Genomic DNA, 17,393 nt, shown 5'->3' with positions numbered 1-17,393 from the left:
CACGGCGACGCACCGGACGACCCCGGTGACTTCGGACGCAGGCTGGTCGGCAAGGATTCGGGCGTGACCGCGGTGATCATCGGCGCCGACATCGGCGGAACCTCCAGCAGAGTCGGCGTGGCCAACCTGACCGGCCGCTTCCTGGCCGTCGTCACGGGCGGGCCGGCCAACCCGAACGCCGTCGGGATCGACAGCGCCGGCGCCGAGATCCGCCGCGTGACCGACGCGGCCCTGGCCGCCGCCGGCCAGGGGCTCGGCGGCACTCCGACCGTGGCCGGAGTCGTGATCGGCCTGGCCGGGATCACCGGCGTCGCCGACCCGGAGGGTTTCGCCCGCGCCGCCCTGGATCCGATCCTCGCCGGCCGGCCGCCGCTCGAGGTCGTGACCGACCTCGCCGTCGCCTACGCGTCCGGCTCCCCCGAACCCGACGGCTGCGTGTTGATCGCCGGGACCGGAGCGATGGCCGGCATCATCCGGTCCGGTGTCCTGGACGAACGCCGGGACGGCTGGGGCTGGCTGCTCGGCGACGACGGCTCCGGTTTCTGGCTCGGCCGGGAAGCGGTCCGGGCGACGCTCGCCGACCTCGAGGCCGGCCGGGAGCTGGGCCCGCTCGGCGACGCGATCCTGGACCTGGTCCGGACCCAGGTCGAGCCGGGCCCGGGCGGAGAGTACGGAGCCTCGGAGCTGATCCGGTCCGGCTACGCCAGGCCGCCGCGGGAGCTCTCGGAGTACGCGACGCTGGTCGCCGAGCTGGCCGACGTGGACCCGGTGGCAGCCCGGATCGCCGACCGGGCCGCGGAGGTGCTGGCGGCGACCCTCGGCCGGCTGGACCCGGGTCCGGCGTTGCCGATCGTGCTGGCCGGGTCGGTGCTGCAGCCGGGTCCGGCCGGGCGGCCGACGCCGGTCGGCAGCCGGCTCCGGGCGCTGCTGTCCGAGCGGTACGAGAACCCGCTGCACGAGGCCGGACCGGGGGTCGTCGGGGCCGCCTGGCTCGCCGTACCGGCGGCGGCCCGGAGTGATCGAGACCTGCACCGAAGACTGCTCGCGTCGGCCCGCGACCGGTCCGGCTGAGGCTGCCGGCGACCCGCTCCGGACCCGTCGCGCAACACGTGCGTACCACCCGTCTCCCTGGTCCATATTCTTGGGTAGCCTTAGGGACGACACCGCGGTAGACGATGGCCGCGGGACAGTTTGCAACGGAAGAAGGCGACAGTGGCCACCAGGCCAGACCAATCATCCACCGGATCGCCCGCTGCGGGCGGCTCCAGCCGCAGTCAGTCAGCCGACCTCGACGTCGAGGCCACGGCAGAGGACGTGGGAGCCAACGAATGGCTGCTGGAGGAGATGTACGAGCAGTATCGCGAGGATCCGAATTCGGTCGCCCCGAGTTGGAAAGAGTATTTCGCGTCGCGGTCGAACGGACATCAGTCCCAGCAGGCCGCGCAGCAACCCAGCCCGCGCCGGGCTGACCCCACCCCAGCCCCCGCGGCACCGGCCCCGGTGAACAGCGCCCCGGCCGTGCCCACGGTGCCGGCGACCCCCGCCCCGGCCTCGCCGCCGTCGGCCGCGACTCCCCGGGCCCGGGCGGCCCAGGTCGAGCCGCCGAACCAGACCAAGGAGGTCCGGCCGAGCAAGCCGGGCAGCCAGGGCGGCCTGCCGGCCGATCCGCCGAACCCGTCCAACCGGCCCGACGTCGCCGCCACCGAGCCGACCCGGACCATTCTGCGCGGCGCCCCCGCCCGGACCGCGAAGAACATGGACCTGTCGCTGTCCGTGCCGACCGCGACCAGCGTCCGTTCGCTGCCGGTGAAGCTGCTGATCGACCAGCGCGTGGTGATCAACAACCACCTCCGCCGGGCCCGCGGCGGCAAGGTCTCGTACACCCATCTGATCGGGTACGCGATCGTCCGTGCCCTGCAGAGCCTGCCGTCGATGAACAACGCCTACGACGAGGTCGACGGCAAGCCGACCCTGGTCGTCCCGGCCCACGTCAACCTCGGCCTGGCCATCGACATGCCGAAGCCGGACGGCACCCGGCAGTTGCTGGTGCCGAGCATCAAGAACTGCGAGAACCTCGACTTCGCCCAGTTCTGGGCGGCCTACGAGGAGGTCGTCAAGAAGGCGCGGTCCAACTCGCTGACGCTGGAGGACTTCGCCGGCACCACGATCACGCTGACCAACCCGGGCACGCTCGGCACCAACAACTCGGTGCCGCGGCTGATGCGCGGCCAGGGCGCGATCATCGGCGTCGGGTCGATGGACTACCCGCCCGAGTTCCAGGGCGCGGATCCGGAGCGGCTCAACGAGACCGGCGTGTCCAAGGTCATGACGCTGACCTCGACGTACGACCACCGGGTCATCCAGGGCGCCCAGTCGGGCGAGTTCCTGGGCCGGATGCATGCGCTGCTGCTCGGCGAGGACGACTTCTACGACGACATCTTCCGCGCCCTGCGGATTCCGTACGCACCGATCCGGTGGGCCCAGGACGTCAGCTCCGAGCACGAGGACCAGGTCTCCAAGCAGGCCCGGATCCTGGAGATGATCAACGCCTACCGGGTCCGCGGTCACCTGATGGCCGACACCGACCCGCTGGAGTACCGGCTCCGGTCGCACCACGACCTGGACGTGCAGAGCCACGACCTGACCCTGTGGGACCTGGACCGCGAATTCGCCACCGGCTCGTTCGGCGGCGGCCAGAGCCGGATGAAGATGCGCAAGATCCTCGGCATCCTGCGCGACGCGTACTGCCGCACCATCGGCATCGAGTACATGCACATCCAGGAGCCGTCGCAGCGCCGCTGGATCCAGGAGCGGGTGGAGCGGCCGCACGAGTCGCTGCCCCGTGAGGAGCACCTGCGGATCCTGGACAAGCTCAACGAGGCGGAGATCTTCGAGACGTTCCTGCAGACGAAGTTCGTCGGGCAGAAGCGGTTCAGCCTCGAGGGCGGCGAGTCCACGATCGCGTTGCTGGACGAGGTCTGCGAGCAGGCCGCGAACAGCGGTCTGGTCGAGGTCTGCGTCGGCATGCCGCACCGCGGCCGGCTCAATGTGCTGGCCAACGTGGTCGGGAAGTCGTACGCGCAGATCTTCCGCGAGTTCGAGGGCAACATCGACCCGCGGACCGTGCAGGGCTCCGGCGACGTGAAGTACCACCTGGGTGCCGAGGGCGAGTTCACCGCGCTGAGCGGGGCCAAGATCAAGACCTCGGTGGCCGCGAACCCGTCCCACCTGGAGGCTGTGAACCCTGTCCTGGAAGGGATTGCGCGGGCCAAGCAGGATATCCTCGACCGCGGCAGCGAGTTCCCGGTGCTGCCGGTGCTGCTGCACGGTGACGCGGCGTTCGCCGGCCAGGGCGTGGTGGCGGAGACGCTGAACCTGTCCCAGCTGCGCGGCTACCGGACCGGCGGCACGATCCACATCATCGTGAACAACCAGGTCGGCTTCACCACCTCGCCGACCGAGTCCCGCTCGTCCATGTATTGCACGGATGTGGCGCGGATGATCCAGGCGCCGATCTTCCATGTGAACGGCGACGATCCCGAGGCCTGCATCCGGGTCGCCCGGCTGGCGTTCGAGTTCCGGCAGGCGTTCAACAAGGACGTCGTGATCGACCTGATCTGCTACCGGCGGCGCGGCCACAACGAGGGCGACGACCCGAGCTTCACGCAGCCGAAGATGTACGACCTGATCGAGAAGAAGCGTTCGGTACGCAAGCTCTACACCGAGGCACTGATCGGCCGCGGCGACATCTCCGTCGAGGACGCCGAGCAGGTGATGACCCGGTTCCAGGAGCGGCTGGAGAGCGTCTTCGCCGAGGTCCGCAACGCCGGCGCCGAGGCCCCGCACGACGAGCCGTACCGCCGGGTGCCGGTCTACCCGAGCAAGTCGGCGGCCAAACACGGCACCGCGGTCAGCCTGGAGACGCTGAAGAAGATCGCCGACGCGCACACCAACGTGCCGGACGGCTTCACCGTGCATCCGAAGGTGCTGCCGCAACTGCAGCGCCGCGCGGCCGCGATCACGCAGGGCCCGATCGACTGGGCCACCGGCGAGATCCTGGCGCTCGGCTCACTGCTGCTGGAGGGCCGGCCGGTCCGGCTGACTGGGCAAGACACGCGCCGCGGCACGTTCGTCCAGCGGTTCGCCGCGGTGATGGACCGCAAGACCGGCGAGGCCTGGGTGCCGCTGCGCAACCTCGATGATGATCAAGGAAAGTTCGCCGTCTTCGACTCGCTGCTGAGCGAGTTCGCGGCGATGGGCTTCGAGTACGGCTACTCGGTGGCCCGGCCCGAGGCGCTGGTCCTCTGGGAGGCGCAGTTCGGCGACTTCGCCAACGGCGCGCAGACGATCATCGACGAGTTCATCACGTCCGGCCAGGCCAAGTGGACCCAGAAGTCCGGCGTGGTGCTGCTGCTGCCGCACGGGTACGAGGGCCAGGGCCCGGACCACTCGTCGGCCCGGATCGAGCGCTACCTGCAGCTGGCCGCCGAGGACGCGATCACGGTCTCGTACCCGTCGTCGCCGGCGAGCTACTTCCATCTGCTCCGGCAGCAGGCGCTCAGCGAGCGGCACCGCCCGCTGATCGTCTTCACGCCGAAGCGGATGCTGCGGATGAAGTCGGCCACCTCGGATCCGGCCGACTTCACCAGCGGCACGTTCCAGCCGGTGCTCTCCGATCCGTCGATCAGCGACGCGGCGAGCGTCCATACCGTGCTGCTGTGCTCCGGCAGGCTGCGCTGGGAGCTGATGGCGGAACGGGACAAGCGCGGCCTGACCGACTCGGTCGCCGTGGTGTCGGTGGAGCGGTTCTACCCGCTGCCGGGTGACGAGGTCGCCCGGGCGCTGGCCGGCTACCCGAACGCGAACGACGTGCGCTGGGTGCAGGAGGAGCCGGAGAACCAGGGCGCCTGGTTCTACATGGCGATGAACCTGCCGGGTGCGATCGCCGACGCCACCCCGGACCGCCCGGTCCGGCTCACCTCGGTCGCCCGCCCCGCCTCCTCCGCCCCGTCCGTCGGGTCGGCGAAGGAACACGAGGTGCAGCAGAAGGCCCTGTTCGAGGCGGCCCTCTCCACCTCGCACTGACACAACGAGATTGACGACGAGACCCCTTCGCGCAGGCGAAGGGGTCTCGGTGTTTCACCGGGCGTTGGGCCCGGGCGAGGCCAGTTGGTTGGCCGACCGCATCAGCGCTTCTCTCGGGCTGGCAGCGTCGGCCGACGCGTCGGCATGGATCATCCGGGCCATCTGCGGCACGGCGTACCACCAGCCCGCGAGCGCCAGCACCAGGAACGCGAGGTCGGCCGCGGCGATCTCGTCGGTGATCTCCCGGCGCTGCTGCGCCTCGGCGAACGCCGCGACCTTGCGGCGGTAGTACTCGGTCCGGGACTCCTCGTCGGGCACCCGGGGCGCGTCGAGCAGTCCCTCCCAGAGCAGCAGCCGGGTCAGCTCGGGATGCTCGGCGTGGTAGTCGTAGACCGCCGCGGCGTAGTCGGCGACCGCTGCCGGACCGTCCAGTCGATCCAGCGGCACGGCCGCCGCGACCTTGTTCAGCTCGTCGGCCAGCACCGCGGCGAACAGCCGGTCCCGGTCGCCGAAGTAGTGGTAGAGCCGCTCCTTGTTCACGCCCGCCTTGCGCGCGATCCGCTCCATGGTGGTGCCGCCCAAGCCGTGCGCGGCGAACTCCGCGACCGCCGCGTCCTTGAGCCGGCGCTTGGTCTCCTCGGTGTTCCAGGCCATGCCCGGAGCATATCCAACGCTGGCGTTGTAAACCGTGGGCGAGCGCGCTACGGTCATATCCAACGCAATCGTTGGAAATTGGAGGAGACGCCATGCCAGATCTGAAGCCGCTCATCGTCGGAGGCCTCGCCATCGCCGTGCTGGCCGCTGCCGGCACCGCCGTGGCCGCGACCACGGTCGGCAACGGGGCCGTACCCGCGCCGTCCCAGTCCGACCTCGCTCAGCTTCGCCCGGCCACTGGCACCCCGCCGCCGACCGCCCGGCCGACACCCCAGGGAGAGGCCGAACGGCGCGAGGCGGACGCGTCACGGACGGCCGAGCGGCGCACGGCCGATGCTCTGCGCGACACCGGCCTGGAGGTCCCGACCGGCTGGGACATCGTCGACGTCCGCCTCGAACGCCACGACGACCGGGCCGTCACCGTCATCCGGCACCAGCCCGACGGCCATCGGCTCGGCGGCCCGCACGCCAGCCTCGTCCTCGACGACTCCGGCACCATCCTCGGCTTCACCCGGCTCGCGGGCGGAGCCGGCGCAGAGTTGCCCGACGAGGAGGCCGCCCGGGAGGCCGCACTTGGGTTCCTGCAACGGGTGGCGCCGGACTATGCCGCCGGCCTCAGCGTCGAATGGGTCGATCAGCACGACGAAGCCATCACGCTGCGCGACGGCATCGCCCACACCGTCTCGGGGATCAAGGTCAAGCTGCACCACGACGACGGTCGCTACGCCTGGGTCATCGTCGGTCCGGACGCCCAGATCCTCACCTACGAGCGGGACATCACCTGGGACTCCAACCAGGGGCGGCGCGGCACCCAGATGTGGTTGCACGACTCCTGGATCGCCGCCCACGAAGGCACCGGAGCCCAACCCGGCCCGCCCTACGCCCTCGCATGAGCGGAGTCCTCCAGCAGGTCCTCGACTGTGACGATTCCGTCCGGTTTCGGCGCGCGATTTCGTGGTCGGAAGCGTCACAGTCAGTGAACGCGACGGACCCAGGCGGCATGGCAGAGCGCGGCGGATCTCGATCATGATCGTCCCCGGATCATCCGGATGATCGGGCGGCGGAAGCCGGGGTGGAGCTTCCGGGCGCCGTCCGGACGGAAGCCGTGGCGGCGGTAGAAGCCGACGGCGCGGTCGTTGCCGTCGAGGACCCAGAGGGAGGCCGGCTGGTCGCCGATCGCGGCCTCCAGCAGGCGGTGACCGACGCCGGCGCCCCAGTGGGCGGCGCGGACGTAGATCATGAACAGTTCCAGGCCGGGGCGCAGGTCGTCGTCCTCGGTCGGGCCGGCGTCGGCCAGGCCGATCACCTCGCCGTCGTCGAGGGCCAGCCACGGGGCACGGCCGTTGTCGATCTTGGTGGTCCAGTACGAGATCCGGGCCGAGCGGCCGCCGCTCACGTTCGCGAGGTATGCCTCCGATGCGTACTCCCGGTAGGCCTCGCGCCAGCAGGCGAGGTGGCAGTCGACCAGCGCGGCGGTCTCCCCCGCCGCGGCCGGCCGGATCTCGATCATGGACCCCAAACTAAATGCATTCGCCCTTGGCCAGCCATGGCCGTACAGTGATCGGCGGCTCGGATCAGCGGTGACGGATGGGTGTGCCGATCAAGATTCCGCGTGTCGTACCCGAGCTCTTTCCTGGTACAGCACTCCAAATGCTGAGGTTCGATTCCTCCAAGGTGTCGGCGCGGCGGACCAGGCGGACGGCTGCTCTGCGGGCGGACCGGGTCGGGCGCGAGCCCCTTCGTCGGCGAAAGCCGGACCGGTGCCGTCCCCGCGACCGGCCGCCCCGCCCCGCCGGCACCGCCGAGGAAGTCCACGACACGACGAAGATCAACAGAAGCAGCACCGGGAGGTGACACCCATGTTCATGATCACGGTCGAGCCGGATCAGCGCGTCGTCCACTACCGCGACGGCCGGCTGATCGGTGTGCTCGAGCCCGGCCGGTACCGGCGCACCCGCCGGTCCCGCTACGTGCCGGTGGATGTACGGCAGCAGCTGACCCAGACGGCTCCGCAGGAGGTGCTCACCTCCGACGGTGTGACGGTCAAGGTCAGCGCGACGGTCCGCTGGGCGGTCTCCGACGCCGCGGCCTACCTGCAGGCAGCGAACGAGCCGTTCTCGTTCGTCTATCTCGCCGTGCAGGTCGCGCTGCGCGAGCGGCTGGCCGATGTCGAGGTCGCCGACCTGCTCGGCCCGGCCCGCTCCGGGGTCACCGAGGCGCTCACCGCGGCGGCAGTCGCCGCCGGGCAGCCGCTCGGCGTCGCCGTCGCGGAGGTGGTGATCAAGGACGTGATCGTCCCGGCCGAGCTGCGCAATGCCTACGCCGAGGTGATCACCACCCGGCAGCGGGCGCAGGCCCAACTGGAGGCGGCGCGGGCCGAGACCGCCGCGCTGCGGTCGATGGCCAACGGCGCGAAGCTGCTCGATGATCACCCGGCGCTCGCGATGCTGCGGATGATCCAGGCCGCACCGTACGGAACCAAGATCGTTCTGGGCTCCGTCCCGGCCGCCGAGGCCGCCGCCGAGGAGTGATCGCGGCCAGGGAGCCTCGGTGGTGCCGGCGTGCGGGGGGTCGCGATTTCTCTTCTCTTGAACTGATAAAGCGCTTCAGAGGCCCGCTAGCGCTCGAGTTCAAGAGCTTTCGCGACAAGGTCACGCTGCGCCGCTTCTCCTCAGAGTGGTCCCGAGTAGGCGCTGCAGGACGTCCCGGGCGACTTGGCGGCCGGGGCTGCGGAAGCGCCACGCGGCCCGGGTGGCGATGCCGCCGAGGTCAGGGCTCGATCACGATCTTGCCGAACACCGTGCCGTCGATCATGGCCGCAAACCCCTCGCTCGCCTCACCCAATGGAAGGACCCGGTCGATCGGCGGCCGGATGCCGGTGGTCACCAGCATCGCGGCCAGCCGGCGCAGTTCCTCGGCGGTGCCCATGGTCGAGCCCTGTACCCGCAGCGGCCGGAAGAAGATCTTGGTCAATTCCGCAGACTCCGGTTCCGCCCCCGAGGTCGTACCGCAGATCACCACGGTGCCACCGGGCCGCAGCGCGTTGATCGAATGCGACCAGGTCGCCGCGCCGACGGTCTCCATCACCGCGTCCACCCGTTCCGGAAGTCGTTCTCCGGAAGGGAAAGCACGGTCCGCGCCGAGCTCGACGGCACGTTCGCCGCGCTCCGGGTCGCGCGAGGTGACCCAGACCCGCAGCCCGGCGTGCCGGCCCAGCATGATCAACGCCGTCGCCACACCGCCGCCGGCACCCTGCACCAGCACGGTCTCGCCCGGCCGCAGCCCCGAGCTGGTGAACAGCATCCGGTACGCGGTCAGCCAGGCGGTCGGCAGACACGCCGCCTCGGCGAACGTCAGTTCGGCCGGCTTGTCGATCAGGTTCGCGGGCGGCACCCAGACCCGCTCCGCCAGCGTCCCCTGATGCCGCTCGGACAGCAACGACCGCCGCGGATCGAGAGTCTCGTCCGGCCCGGTGAACGACGGATCCCGGATCACGGCGTGCACGATCACCGCGCGACCGTCCTCGGTCGTCCCGGCGGCGTCGCAACCCAAGATCATCGGCAGCCGCTCGGCCGGCAGCCCGACCCCGCGCAGCGACCAGACGTCGTGGTGGTTCAGCGCCGCCGCCCGTACCTCGACCGGGACCCAGCCGGACGGCGGCGCCGGCAGTTCAAGATCATCGACGCGGAGCGCCGCGAGCGGGTCGTCAGGATCGAGCCGGGCGGCGTAGGCGGCGAGCATCTGCTCAGCCTAGGACGACGAAGGCTTCCGGGCGGCTGGGCCCGGTCCGGGCTCAGCGACGGTGGAGCAACGGCGAGAGCGAGGCCTCGACCACCCCGTCCTCGGTCACCTCCACCGCGTCCTGCCGCTTGCCGACGACGTCCGGCGGGAGGTCCGCCTCGATCAACCAGAGGCCCGGCCGGAGATCCGCGACACCGAACCAGCCGGTCGCATCCGTCGTCGCACCCGTCACCCGTTCACCGGTCGCCGGATTCCGGGCCAGGATCGACACCACGGCCAACGCCGCTCCGCCGGAGAGCCAGAGGCGTCCGACCACCGCTCCGGTCCCTGACTGTGCCTGCCAGGGCAACACAGAGACTGCTGTCTGCTCCGCGATCACCGGCTTCTCCCCCGAGGTCAGTGGTGGTCGGTTCGGCGTCCTGAAGCACGTGGCCGCCGCCGGCGCCGCCCGCTGTCAGCACGGGCGCGCGGCGCCAGAGTAGTCGCTGCACGAGGTCACTCCGGCCGGGCCGGGAAGCGGCTTGTAAGGTTTCGTCCCGTGCTCGAGCAACGCGACGAAGCTGTGGTCAACGCCTTCCGTACCGGTTATTCCGCCGAACCCGCCGGGGTCTGGGTGGCGCCGGGCCGGGTCAACCTGATCGGCGAACACACCGACTACAACGACGGCTACGTGATGCCGTTCGCCCTGGACCAGCACGTGACGATCGCGGCCCGGCCCCGCACCGACGACACCTGGTCGGTCACCTCGGTCAACACCGGCGACACCGCCGTGTTCGAGGCCGCCGACCTGCGGCCCGGGATGAAGGGCTGGCCGGCCTACCTGGCCGGCGTCGTCTGGGCGCTCCGGGAGGCCGGCCACCGGGTCTCCGGTGCCGACCTCACGCTCGGCTCCGACGTACCGCTCGGGTCCGGGCTGTCCTCGTCGGCCGCGCTGGAGTGCGCGATGCTGACCGCGCTGGCCGACCTGAACGACCTCGAGATCGAGCCGCTGCAGCGGGCGATCCTGGCCCGCAAGGCCGAGAACGAGTTCGTCGGCGCGCCGACCGGGCTGATGGACCAGGCCGCCTCGACGCTGTGCATCGCCGGCCATGCGCTGTTCTTCGACTGCCGCGACCACTCGGTACGCCAGGTGCCGCTGGCCGATCCGGCCCTGGAGATCCTGGTCCTCAACACCAACACGCCGCACGCGCACGTGGACGGCGAGTACGCGGAGCGGCGGGCCAGCTGCGAGCAGGCGGCGGAGCGGCTCGGCGTCCCGGCCCTGCGGGACGTGACCGACCTCGACGCGGCGCTGGCCCGGCTGGACGACGACCTGCTGCGCCGCCGGGTCCGGCACGTGGTGACCGAGGACGCCCGCGTGCTGGAGGCCGTCGCCGTCCTGGAGCAGGGCCGGTTGGCCGATCTCGGGCCGATCCTGGACGCCGGGCACGCCTCGATGCGGGACGACTTCGAGATCACCGTGCCGACGGTCGATCTGGCCGTCGAGACCGCCCGGGAGGCCGGCGCGCTGGGGGCCCGGATGACCGGCGGCGGCTTCGGCGGCTGCATCATCGCGCTGGTCCCGGTGGGCACGTCCGATGCCGTGGCCGAGCGGATCGGGGCCGCGTTCGCCGACGCCGGTCACGCCGCTCCGGAGCACTTCGTCGGAGTCCCCTCGGCCGGCGCGCGCCGCCTGCACTGAGCCGCAACGGCCGCCGCGGCCGAGGTGTTGCGATTGGGTTCCACTCGCGGTGCCGCGTCACGGAACCCGGGCTGGCGTGGCAGGATGCGGAAACACCCGGTCCGCGAGTGATTCTCGAGGACAAACCGGGACGAGGAGGAGGAAATCTCGTGATGACCCGAGGAAAGTTGCTCGTTCTGGCCGCATCGCTGGCGCTGCTGGCCGCCACCGCCTGCGGATCGAGTTCACTGGATCAGCCGCCGGTCGAAGGGCAGCCGCCGTCCCAGTCGCCGTCCGAGATCGCCGCCGATCCGGCGCTCGCGGGGAAGGTCCCGGAGAAGATCAAGTCCGCCGGCAAGATCGTCATCGGCACCGACGCCAGTTATGCCCCGAACGAGTTCCTGGCCGCCGACGGCAAGACGATCCAGGGCATGGACGTCGACCTGTTCAACGCCGTCGCTGCGAAGCTCGGCCTCAAGACCGACTGGCAGCCGGCCGACTTCACGTCGATCATCACCGGCGTCCAGGGCAAGAAGTACGACATCGGCATCTCGTCGTTCACGATCAACGACGAGCGCAAGAAGCAGGTCACGATGGTCAGCTACTTCTCCGCCGGCACCCAGTGGGCCACCCTGGCCGGCAACCCGAAGGGCTTCGACCTGAACAACCCGTGCGGCCGGACCGTCGCGGTCCAGACCGGCACCGTCCAGGAGACCGACGATCTGCCCGCCCGGCAGGCGAAGTGTGGCGACAACAAGATCAACATCCTGTCCTTCAAGGGCCAGGACCAGGCCACCAACGCGGTCGTCACCGGACGGGCCGAGGCGATGCTGGCCGACTCGCCGGTGACGGCGTACGCGGTGAAGCAGGCGGCCGGCAAGCTCGACCCGCTCGGCGAGGTGTACGAGTCCGCGCCCTACGGCTACGTCCTGCCGAAGGAGCAGACCGAGTTCGGCGAGGCGATCGTCGAGGCGCTCAAGCAACTCAAGGAGAGCGGTCAGTACGAGGCCGCGCTGAGCACCTGGGGCGTTGAGAACGGCGCGATCGACGACTTCGCCGTCAACCCCTGATCGGGAGTCGATCATGTCACCCCACGAAGTTCTTCTCCTCCGCTGCGCTCCCCCGAACAACTTCGCGGGGGCCCCGACATGACCGCGACCCCGGCCGAGACGAAGGCGTCGGAGGACCGGCCCGGACTGATCAAGGCCGTACCGGTCCGGCACCCGTGGCGCTGGGTGGCGATCGCCGTGATCGCCGTGCTGGTGGCGATGTTCCTGCACATGGTGTTCACGAACCCGGCGTTCAACTGGCCGTTCGTGTTCGAGGCGATGAACCAGAACCCTGTCATCGAAGGGTTCTGGAAGGGCACCATCCTGGTCACCGTGCTCGCGATGATCATCGGGATCGCCGTCGGAGTGCTGCTGGCCATGATGCGGCTGTCCGACAACCCGGTGCTCAAGGCGGTCTCCTGGGCCTACACCTGGTTCTTCCGCGCGATCCCCCGCTACGTGCTGCTGACGATCATGGGAGCGCTCGGGATCCTTTTCCAGCAAGGGCTTTCGCTCGGGGTTCCGTTCGACTGGCTGATCATCGACTGGCTCGGGCTGGAGGGCAGCTGGCGGTTCGTCACGCTGGATGCCAATGTGCTCTTCGTCGGGCTGTTCGGCGGTGTGATCGGGATGGCTGCCTCGGAGGCGGCCTACATGGCCGAGATCGCCCGGGCCGGCATCCTCAGCGTCGACCGCGGCCAGCTGGAGGCCGCCCAGGCACTCGGGATGAGCCGGGCCAAGGCGATGCGCCGGATCGTGCTGCCGCAGGCGATGCGGGTGATCGTGCCGCCGACCGGCAACGAGACGATCGCCATGCTCAAGGACACCTCGTTGCTGCTGGCCATCCCGGTCGGCACCGAGCTGTTCTTCCAGTTGCAGGCGATCGGCACGAGGACGTACCAGACCTTTCCGGTGCTGGTGGCCGCGACGCTCTACTACCTGGTCACGACCAGCGTGCTGATGATCGGCCAGTCCTATCTGGAGAAGCGGTTCGGTCGCGGCTTCGGTACGACTGCGCCGCGCGCCGCGGCCGGAATGGCGGGAGGCGGCCTGTGAGCGAGCACCTGGTCGAGGCCGTCAACGTCACCAAGGCGTTCGGCGACAACGTCGTCCTGCAGGGCGTCGACCTCACCGTCGATCCCGGCGAGGTGGTCTGCCTGCTCGGTCCGAGCGGCTCCGGCAAGACCACGTTCCTGCGCTTGATCAACCAGATGGAGATCCTGACCGGCGGCCGGATCTGGGTCGGCGGCGAACTGATCGGCGTCGAGGAGCGCAACGGCCGGCTCTACGTCCGCAAGGACCGCGACATCGCCCGCCAGCGGTCCCGGATCGGCATGGTGTTCCAGCGGTTCAACCTGTTTCCGCACAAGACCGCCCTGCAGAACATCACCGAGGCACCGATCCAGGTGAAGCGGATGCCGAAGCCGACGGCACGGAAGGCGGCGCTGGACCTGCTGGACCGGGTCGGGCTCGCCGACCGGGCCGACTACTACCCGGCGCAGCTCTCCGGCGGCCAGCAGCAGCGGGTCGCCATCGCCCGGGCGCTGGCCATGCAGCCGGAACTGATGCTGTTCGACGAGCCCACCTCGGCCCTGGACCCGGAGCTGGTCGGCGAGGTGCTCGCGGTGATGCGCGACCTGGCCAAGGACGGCACGACCATGATCGTGGTCACCCACGAGATGGGCTTCGCCCGCGAGGTCTCGGACCGAGTGGTCTTCATGGACGGCGGGGTGGTGGTCGAGGAGGGTACGCCCGAGCAGGTGCTGCTGAAGCCGACGCAGGAACGGACCCGTACCTTCCTGAGCCGGGTCAAGCAACAGGCCGAGGCGGAGGCGGCACACGACGCGGAACTGACCCAGATCCTGGAGTCGTGAGTCACTCGGCCGGCGGTTGCGGATCCTCGGCGAGGAAGTGCCGGGTGGACGGCGGTACGACCAGGCAGACCAGCGCCACCAGGGACAGCCCGGCCAGCAGATAGCAGACCCAGGCGGTCACTCCGCCGAAGAAGCTGAAGGCGACCGGCAGGTGCAGCAGCTGGGTGGCCACCGCCGGCCCGCGGGACCAGCGCCGGCCGAGGAACACGCCGCGCGCCGCCGCGCCCAGCAGCGCCGCGTACCCCAACAACAGCACGGCGGTGCCGGCACCGACCACGACCCGGTCGAGTCTGATCTGGGTGGCTTCGAAGATGGCGAAGGCCGCGGCGCCGAGCGCCTCGATGCCGAGGAGGCCCGCGGCGACGACGAGGGTCAGGCGATCCCGGGTGAACCAGTTGGCGAGCACCGGAAAACTCTACGGCCTGCGGCGTTTTGGGGGTTTACCTAGGCTGGGTGTTCCCCTACAGTCGTACCGACCGAGGCGCTGCGGCGGGAAGTGTCCGGTTCCCCCGGCTGTAACGTGCGTGAAATGTGAGGCAGCCAACGCGGGGAAACCCTTGTAAAGATGCTTCGAAGTTGAAAGTCTTGACGTCGGGCTGAACGATCGGCACGGTTTCGCGTGGACCGCCGGCCCAAATCAAATGAGACGTGCGGGTCCAGCAGGACCCCTGGTAAGGAGAGGACGCCATGGACTGGCGCCACAAGGCGGCTTGTCTGGACGAGGATCCGGAGCTGTTCTTCCCGATCGGCAACACGGGACCTGCCCTGTTGCAGATCGAGGAGGCCAAGCAGGTGTGTCGGCGTTGCGACGTGAAGGACGCCTGCCTGCAGTGGGCCCTCGAGGCCGGACAGGACCACGGAGTGTGGGGCGGCCTGAGCGAGGACGAACGTCGTGCGCTCAAGCGCCGCGCGGCACGGGCCCGGATCCGTACCGCCTGAGACGGACCGCCCCAGGGCACACAGCGCCGGCTCAACGCCGGCGCTTTTGCTTTCCCAGCATTGACTACGTGCTTCCCAGCCAGTGATAAACCGGCTAGCGGGCCGGCTGATCCAGCGGTACGACGACGCTGGCGCGGGTCCCGGTCCCGTCGGGATTCGAGCCCAGTTCGAGCGTCCCGCGCAGCTCGGCCACCAGGGTGTTGACGATGGACAGGCCGAGGCTCCGCGAGGAGCGCCAGTCGAATCCCTCCGGCAGGCCGACGCCGCCGTCCAGGATCTCGATCTGAAGCTCGCCCGCCGCGCTCTTGGTGGCCGGCCGCCGCGTCGGCCGGACGATCACCACGCCGGTCCGGCCGGCCAGGCCGTGCTCGACGGCGTTCTGGCACAACTCGGTGATCACCATCGACAGGCTGGTCGCCATCGTCGCGGTCATCACCCCGAACGAACCCTCGCGGGTGGCCACCGCAGTGCCGTCCGGTGAGGCGACGTCACCGACCAGCTTGAGCACCCCGTCCACCACCCGGTCGAAGTCGACCGACTCGTCGAACGTCTGCGAGAGCGCCTCGTGCACGATCGCAATCGATTCCACCCGCGACATCGCCTCCCCCAGCGCGGCCTTGGCCTCCGGCGCGTCGATCCGCCTGGCCTGCATCCGGAGCAGCGCCGCAACGGTCTGCAGGTTGTTCTTCACCCGGTGGTGGATCTCCCGGATGGTGGCGTTCTTGGTCACCAGCTCCCGCTCCCGCCGCCGTAGGTCACTGACGTCGCGGCAGAGCACCATCGCTCCGAGCCGTTCCTTGCCCCGGGTCAGCGGCAGCGCCCGGAGCAGCATGTGCGCGTCGCCGGCCACCGCCTCGGCCCGGCGGGCGCTCCGGCCGGACAGCACCGAGCGCAAGGAGTCGTCGACCGGCCGGTCCGGGACCGGGACCAGGTCGGCGGTCAGCTCGGCCAGGTTCTCGTCCTCCAGGTCGCCGATCAGGCCGAACCGCCGGTACGCGCTCAGGGCGTTCGGGCTGGCGTACTCGACGAATCCCTCGATATCGATCCGGATGAACCCGTCCCCCACCCGCGGGCCGAGCGCGTCGTCGCCCTCGTCCGGGATCGGGAAGCCGCCGTCGGCGATCATCCGGGCCAGGTCGTCGGCCGTCTTCAGGTAGGACTGCTCCAGCGAGCTCGGGGCGCGGACGCCGAGCTGGCTGGTGTGCTGCTCGATCACCGCGATCACCCGGTCACCGCGCCGGATCGGCAGCGCATGCACGTCGACCGGGATGCCCGCCTGCAGCTTGCCCTCGCTGGTCCGGGTCATCTCGCCGCTCAGGTACGCCTCGGAGACCAGATGCTCCGGCGAGTACGCGATCAGGTCGCCGATCACGTCGTCGATCAGCGCGGTCGGACCGGTTGTGGGCCGGATCTGCGCGGCGGCCCAGAACACGTTCTCGTCCGTGTCGGGCACCCAGAGCACCAGATCCGAGAAGGAGAGGTCGGCCAGCAGCTGCCACTCCGCGACCACCGCCTTGAGCCAGGCATGATCGGCATCGCCGAGGCCCGTACGCTCCGCGATGATCTCCGACATGGACGGCATGAGTGCAACCTTAGTGGCGCGGACGGACATCGCTTTCAGCGGCGCGGCGGAGCGTGTCGAGGTAGTTCGCCAGCCGCCCGTCGGCGGCGATCATCGCCAGTCCCCGCCGGACCAGCCGGTCCTGCCAGTCGGCCAGTGACGCGACCAGGGCGTCGGTACTGCCGGCGCCGCGGACCTGCGCGATCACGGTCGCGATCCGGTCCAGCCGTTCGCCGCCGCGGCGCAGCAGCCGGGCCAGTTCGGCGTCACGCAGGTCGTCCGGTCCGAACTCGCGGTGCCCGGTCGCCGGGTTGCGCTGCGGTTCGAGGATGCCGGCTCGTTCCCACGCCCGTACCGTGGCTGCGGTGAGGCCGAGTCGATGGGCCACCGCACCGATGCTGGACGAGCCCTCGACGGCTGCCGCCTCGGGCCGCTGGCCGGCGAGCAGGTCGATCGCGTCCCGGACCGCCTGCAGCGTGGCCCGGTCCCGCTGCAACCGGGCATGGCTCTCGTCGATCTGCTGCAGGACGCCGTCCAGGTCGCCGGCGTGGGCGGCCCGCATGATCATTCCAGCGGTCGCGTGGCCGTGACCGCGGATCAGGGCCAGGTAGGCACCGAGGGCGGCATCGTGCAGCTCGGTGTAGCGGCGGTAGCCGGCCGGGCTGCGGTCCGCCTCGGGCAGACAGCCGTCCTGCTCGTAGTTGCGGACCGCCTGGGTGGACAGGCCGTGCCGCCGAGCCAGGTCGACCGGACGTAAGCCTCGTTTGAGACTTTTCTCCATCGGCTCCGCTCCAGATCTGGGACCAGGTTTCAACCGTTCCTTCAAAGAT

The 17,393-nt window shown here is 70.3% G+C and carries 16 protein-coding genes; 9 read left to right on the top strand and 7 right to left on the bottom strand.

Going from position 1 to position 17,393, the window contains the following annotated elements; translation table 11 throughout:
* Window positions 1-63: 63 nt before the first annotated feature.
* The gene (locus BKA15_RS33085) at window positions 64-1,071 is read left to right on the top strand and encodes an N-acetylglucosamine kinase (RefSeq protein ID WP_179757876.1); all 1,008 of its coding nucleotides are present in this window, start codon (window positions 64-66) and stop codon (window positions 1,069-1,071) included.
* 141 nt (window positions 1,072-1,212) lie between these two features.
* Window positions 1,213-5,085 (top strand): multifunctional oxoglutarate decarboxylase/oxoglutarate dehydrogenase thiamine pyrophosphate-binding subunit/dihydrolipoyllysine-residue succinyltransferase subunit, encoded by a 3,873-nt coding sequence (locus tag BKA15_RS33080; RefSeq protein ID WP_312879617.1) that lies wholly within the window; start codon window positions 1,213-1,215, stop codon window positions 5,083-5,085.
* A 54-nt stretch (window positions 5,086-5,139) separates the two neighbouring features.
* On the opposite strand, the gene BKA15_RS33075 is transcribed toward BKA15_RS33080, so the two are convergent.
* The gene (locus BKA15_RS33075) at window positions 5,140-5,739 is read right to left on the bottom strand and encodes a TetR/AcrR family transcriptional regulator (RefSeq protein WP_179757874.1); all 600 of its coding nucleotides are present in this window, start codon (window positions 5,737-5,739) and stop codon (window positions 5,140-5,142) included.
* 92 nt (window positions 5,740-5,831) lie between these two features.
* Here BKA15_RS33075 and BKA15_RS33070 point away from each other — a divergent pair, with 92 nt between their 5' ends.
* Window positions 5,832-6,632 carry a hypothetical protein gene (locus BKA15_RS33070; protein ID WP_218871679.1) on the top strand — a complete coding sequence of 267 codons (801 nt, stop codon included), beginning with the start codon at window positions 5,832-5,834 and terminating at the stop codon, window positions 6,630-6,632.
* 131 nt (window positions 6,633-6,763) lie between these two features.
* Here the strand turns inward: BKA15_RS33070 and BKA15_RS33065 are convergent, their stop codons facing one another.
* Entirely contained in the window at window positions 6,764-7,249 is a 486-nt protein-coding gene (locus BKA15_RS33065) for a GNAT family N-acetyltransferase (protein ID WP_179757873.1), read from the bottom strand.
* Window positions 7,250-7,598: 349 nt separating this feature from the next.
* Between BKA15_RS33065 and BKA15_RS33060 the strand changes: the two genes are divergently transcribed.
* On the top strand, window positions 7,599-8,270 hold the full coding sequence (locus BKA15_RS33060; RefSeq protein WP_179757872.1) for a slipin family protein: 672 nt from the start codon (window positions 7,599-7,601) through the stop codon (window positions 8,268-8,270).
* Between the two features lie 238 nt (window positions 8,271-8,508).
* Here BKA15_RS33060 and BKA15_RS33055 read toward each other — a convergent pair whose 3' ends face one another.
* Both BKA15_RS33055 and BKA15_RS33050 read right to left on the bottom strand, forming a co-directional pair.
* Entirely contained in the window at window positions 8,509-9,480 is a 972-nt protein-coding gene (locus tag BKA15_RS33055; protein WP_179757871.1) for a zinc-binding dehydrogenase, read from the bottom strand.
* A gap of 52 nt (window positions 9,481-9,532) precedes the next feature.
* Window positions 9,533-9,796: a peptidase associated/transthyretin-like domain-containing protein gene (locus tag BKA15_RS33050; protein ID WP_179757870.1), complete on the bottom strand. Its 264-nt coding sequence runs from the start codon at window positions 9,794-9,796 to the stop codon at window positions 9,533-9,535.
* A gap of 222 nt (window positions 9,797-10,018) precedes the next feature.
* On the opposite strand from BKA15_RS33050, the gene galK reads away from it, so the two are divergent.
* From galK to BKA15_RS33030, 4 genes are all read left to right on the top strand, one after another.
* The gene (gene galK, locus BKA15_RS33045; RefSeq protein WP_312879616.1) at window positions 10,019-11,161 is read left to right on the top strand and encodes a galactokinase; all 1,143 of its coding nucleotides are present in this window, start codon (window positions 10,019-10,021) and stop codon (window positions 11,159-11,161) included.
* A gap of 152 nt (window positions 11,162-11,313) precedes the next feature.
* Window positions 11,314-12,210 carry an ABC transporter substrate-binding protein gene (locus BKA15_RS33040; RefSeq protein ID WP_179758853.1) on the top strand — a complete coding sequence of 299 codons (897 nt, stop codon included), beginning with the start codon at window positions 11,314-11,316 and terminating at the stop codon, window positions 12,208-12,210.
* A gap of 78 nt (window positions 12,211-12,288) precedes the next feature.
* The gene (locus tag BKA15_RS33035; protein ID WP_179757869.1) at window positions 12,289-13,245 is read left to right on the top strand and encodes an amino acid ABC transporter permease; all 957 of its coding nucleotides are present in this window, start codon (window positions 12,289-12,291) and stop codon (window positions 13,243-13,245) included.
* Between the two features lie 8 nt (window positions 13,246-13,253).
* Window positions 13,254-14,063 carry an amino acid ABC transporter ATP-binding protein gene (locus BKA15_RS33030; protein ID WP_179758852.1) on the top strand — a complete coding sequence of 270 codons (810 nt, stop codon included), beginning with the start codon at window positions 13,254-13,256 and terminating at the stop codon, window positions 14,061-14,063.
* Window position 14,064: 1 nt separating this feature from the next.
* On the opposite strand, the gene BKA15_RS33025 is transcribed toward BKA15_RS33030, so the two are convergent.
* Window positions 14,065-14,469 carry a hypothetical protein gene (locus BKA15_RS33025; protein ID WP_179757868.1) on the bottom strand — a complete coding sequence of 135 codons (405 nt, stop codon included), beginning with the start codon at window positions 14,467-14,469 and terminating at the stop codon, window positions 14,065-14,067.
* 281 nt (window positions 14,470-14,750) lie between these two features.
* On the opposite strand from BKA15_RS33025, the gene BKA15_RS33020 reads away from it, so the two are divergent.
* Window positions 14,751-15,002, top strand: coding sequence for a WhiB family transcriptional regulator (locus tag BKA15_RS33020; RefSeq protein ID WP_179757867.1), 252 nt, complete (start codon window positions 14,751-14,753; stop codon window positions 15,000-15,002).
* Between the two features lie 94 nt (window positions 15,003-15,096).
* Here BKA15_RS33020 and BKA15_RS33015 read toward each other — a convergent pair whose 3' ends face one another.
* Together BKA15_RS33015 and BKA15_RS33010 are read right to left on the bottom strand one after the other, a co-directional pair.
* Complete coding sequence (locus BKA15_RS33015) at window positions 15,097-16,584, bottom strand: sensor histidine kinase (RefSeq protein ID WP_179757866.1); 1,488 nt, start codon at window positions 16,582-16,584, stop codon at window positions 15,097-15,099.
* Between the two features lie 10 nt (window positions 16,585-16,594).
* Window positions 16,595-17,344, bottom strand: a complete 750-nt coding sequence (locus BKA15_RS33010) for a MerR family DNA-binding transcriptional regulator (protein ID WP_179757865.1) — start codon at window positions 17,342-17,344, stop codon at window positions 16,595-16,597.
* Window positions 17,345-17,393: the final 49 nt, after the last annotated feature.

Source organism: Microlunatus parietis, from assembly GCF_013407955.1.
Lineage (GTDB): Bacteria > Actinomycetota > Actinomycetes > Propionibacteriales > Propionibacteriaceae > Microlunatus > Microlunatus parietis.
The sequence above is the reverse complement of the archived record's forward strand: the minus strand, read 5'-3'. Positions and strand labels throughout refer to the sequence as shown.

Excerpts from the sequence above, each read along its gene's own strand:
- BKA15_RS33035 (WP_179757869.1), top strand. The coding sequence starts at position 12,289 with ATGACCGCGACCCCGGCCGAGACGAAGGCGTCGGAGGACCGGCCCGGA.
- BKA15_RS33075 (WP_179757874.1), bottom strand. The coding sequence starts at position 5,739 with ATGGCCTGGAACACCGAGGAGACCAAGCGCCGGCTCAAGGACGCGGCG.
- BKA15_RS33065 (WP_179757873.1), bottom strand. The coding sequence starts at position 7,249 with ATGATCGAGATCCGGCCGGCCGCGGCGGGGGAGACCGCCGCGCTGGTC.
- BKA15_RS33020 (WP_179757867.1), top strand. The coding sequence starts at position 14,751 with ATGGACTGGCGCCACAAGGCGGCTTGTCTGGACGAGGATCCGGAGCTG.
- BKA15_RS33060 (WP_179757872.1), top strand. The coding sequence starts at position 7,599 with ATGTTCATGATCACGGTCGAGCCGGATCAGCGCGTCGTCCACTACCGC.
- BKA15_RS33055 (WP_179757871.1), bottom strand. The coding sequence starts at position 9,480 with ATGCTCGCCGCCTACGCCGCCCGGCTCGATCCTGACGACCCGCTCGCG.
- BKA15_RS33015 (WP_179757866.1), bottom strand. The coding sequence starts at position 16,584 with ATGCCGTCCATGTCGGAGATCATCGCGGAGCGTACGGGCCTCGGCGAT.
- BKA15_RS33070 (WP_218871679.1), top strand. The coding sequence starts at position 5,832 with ATGCCAGATCTGAAGCCGCTCATCGTCGGAGGCCTCGCCATCGCCGTG.
- BKA15_RS33010 (WP_179757865.1), bottom strand. The coding sequence starts at position 17,344 with ATGGAGAAAAGTCTCAAACGAGGCTTACGTCCGGTCGACCTGGCTCGG.
- BKA15_RS33040 (WP_179758853.1), top strand. The coding sequence starts at position 11,314 with ATGACCCGAGGAAAGTTGCTCGTTCTGGCCGCATCGCTGGCGCTGCTG.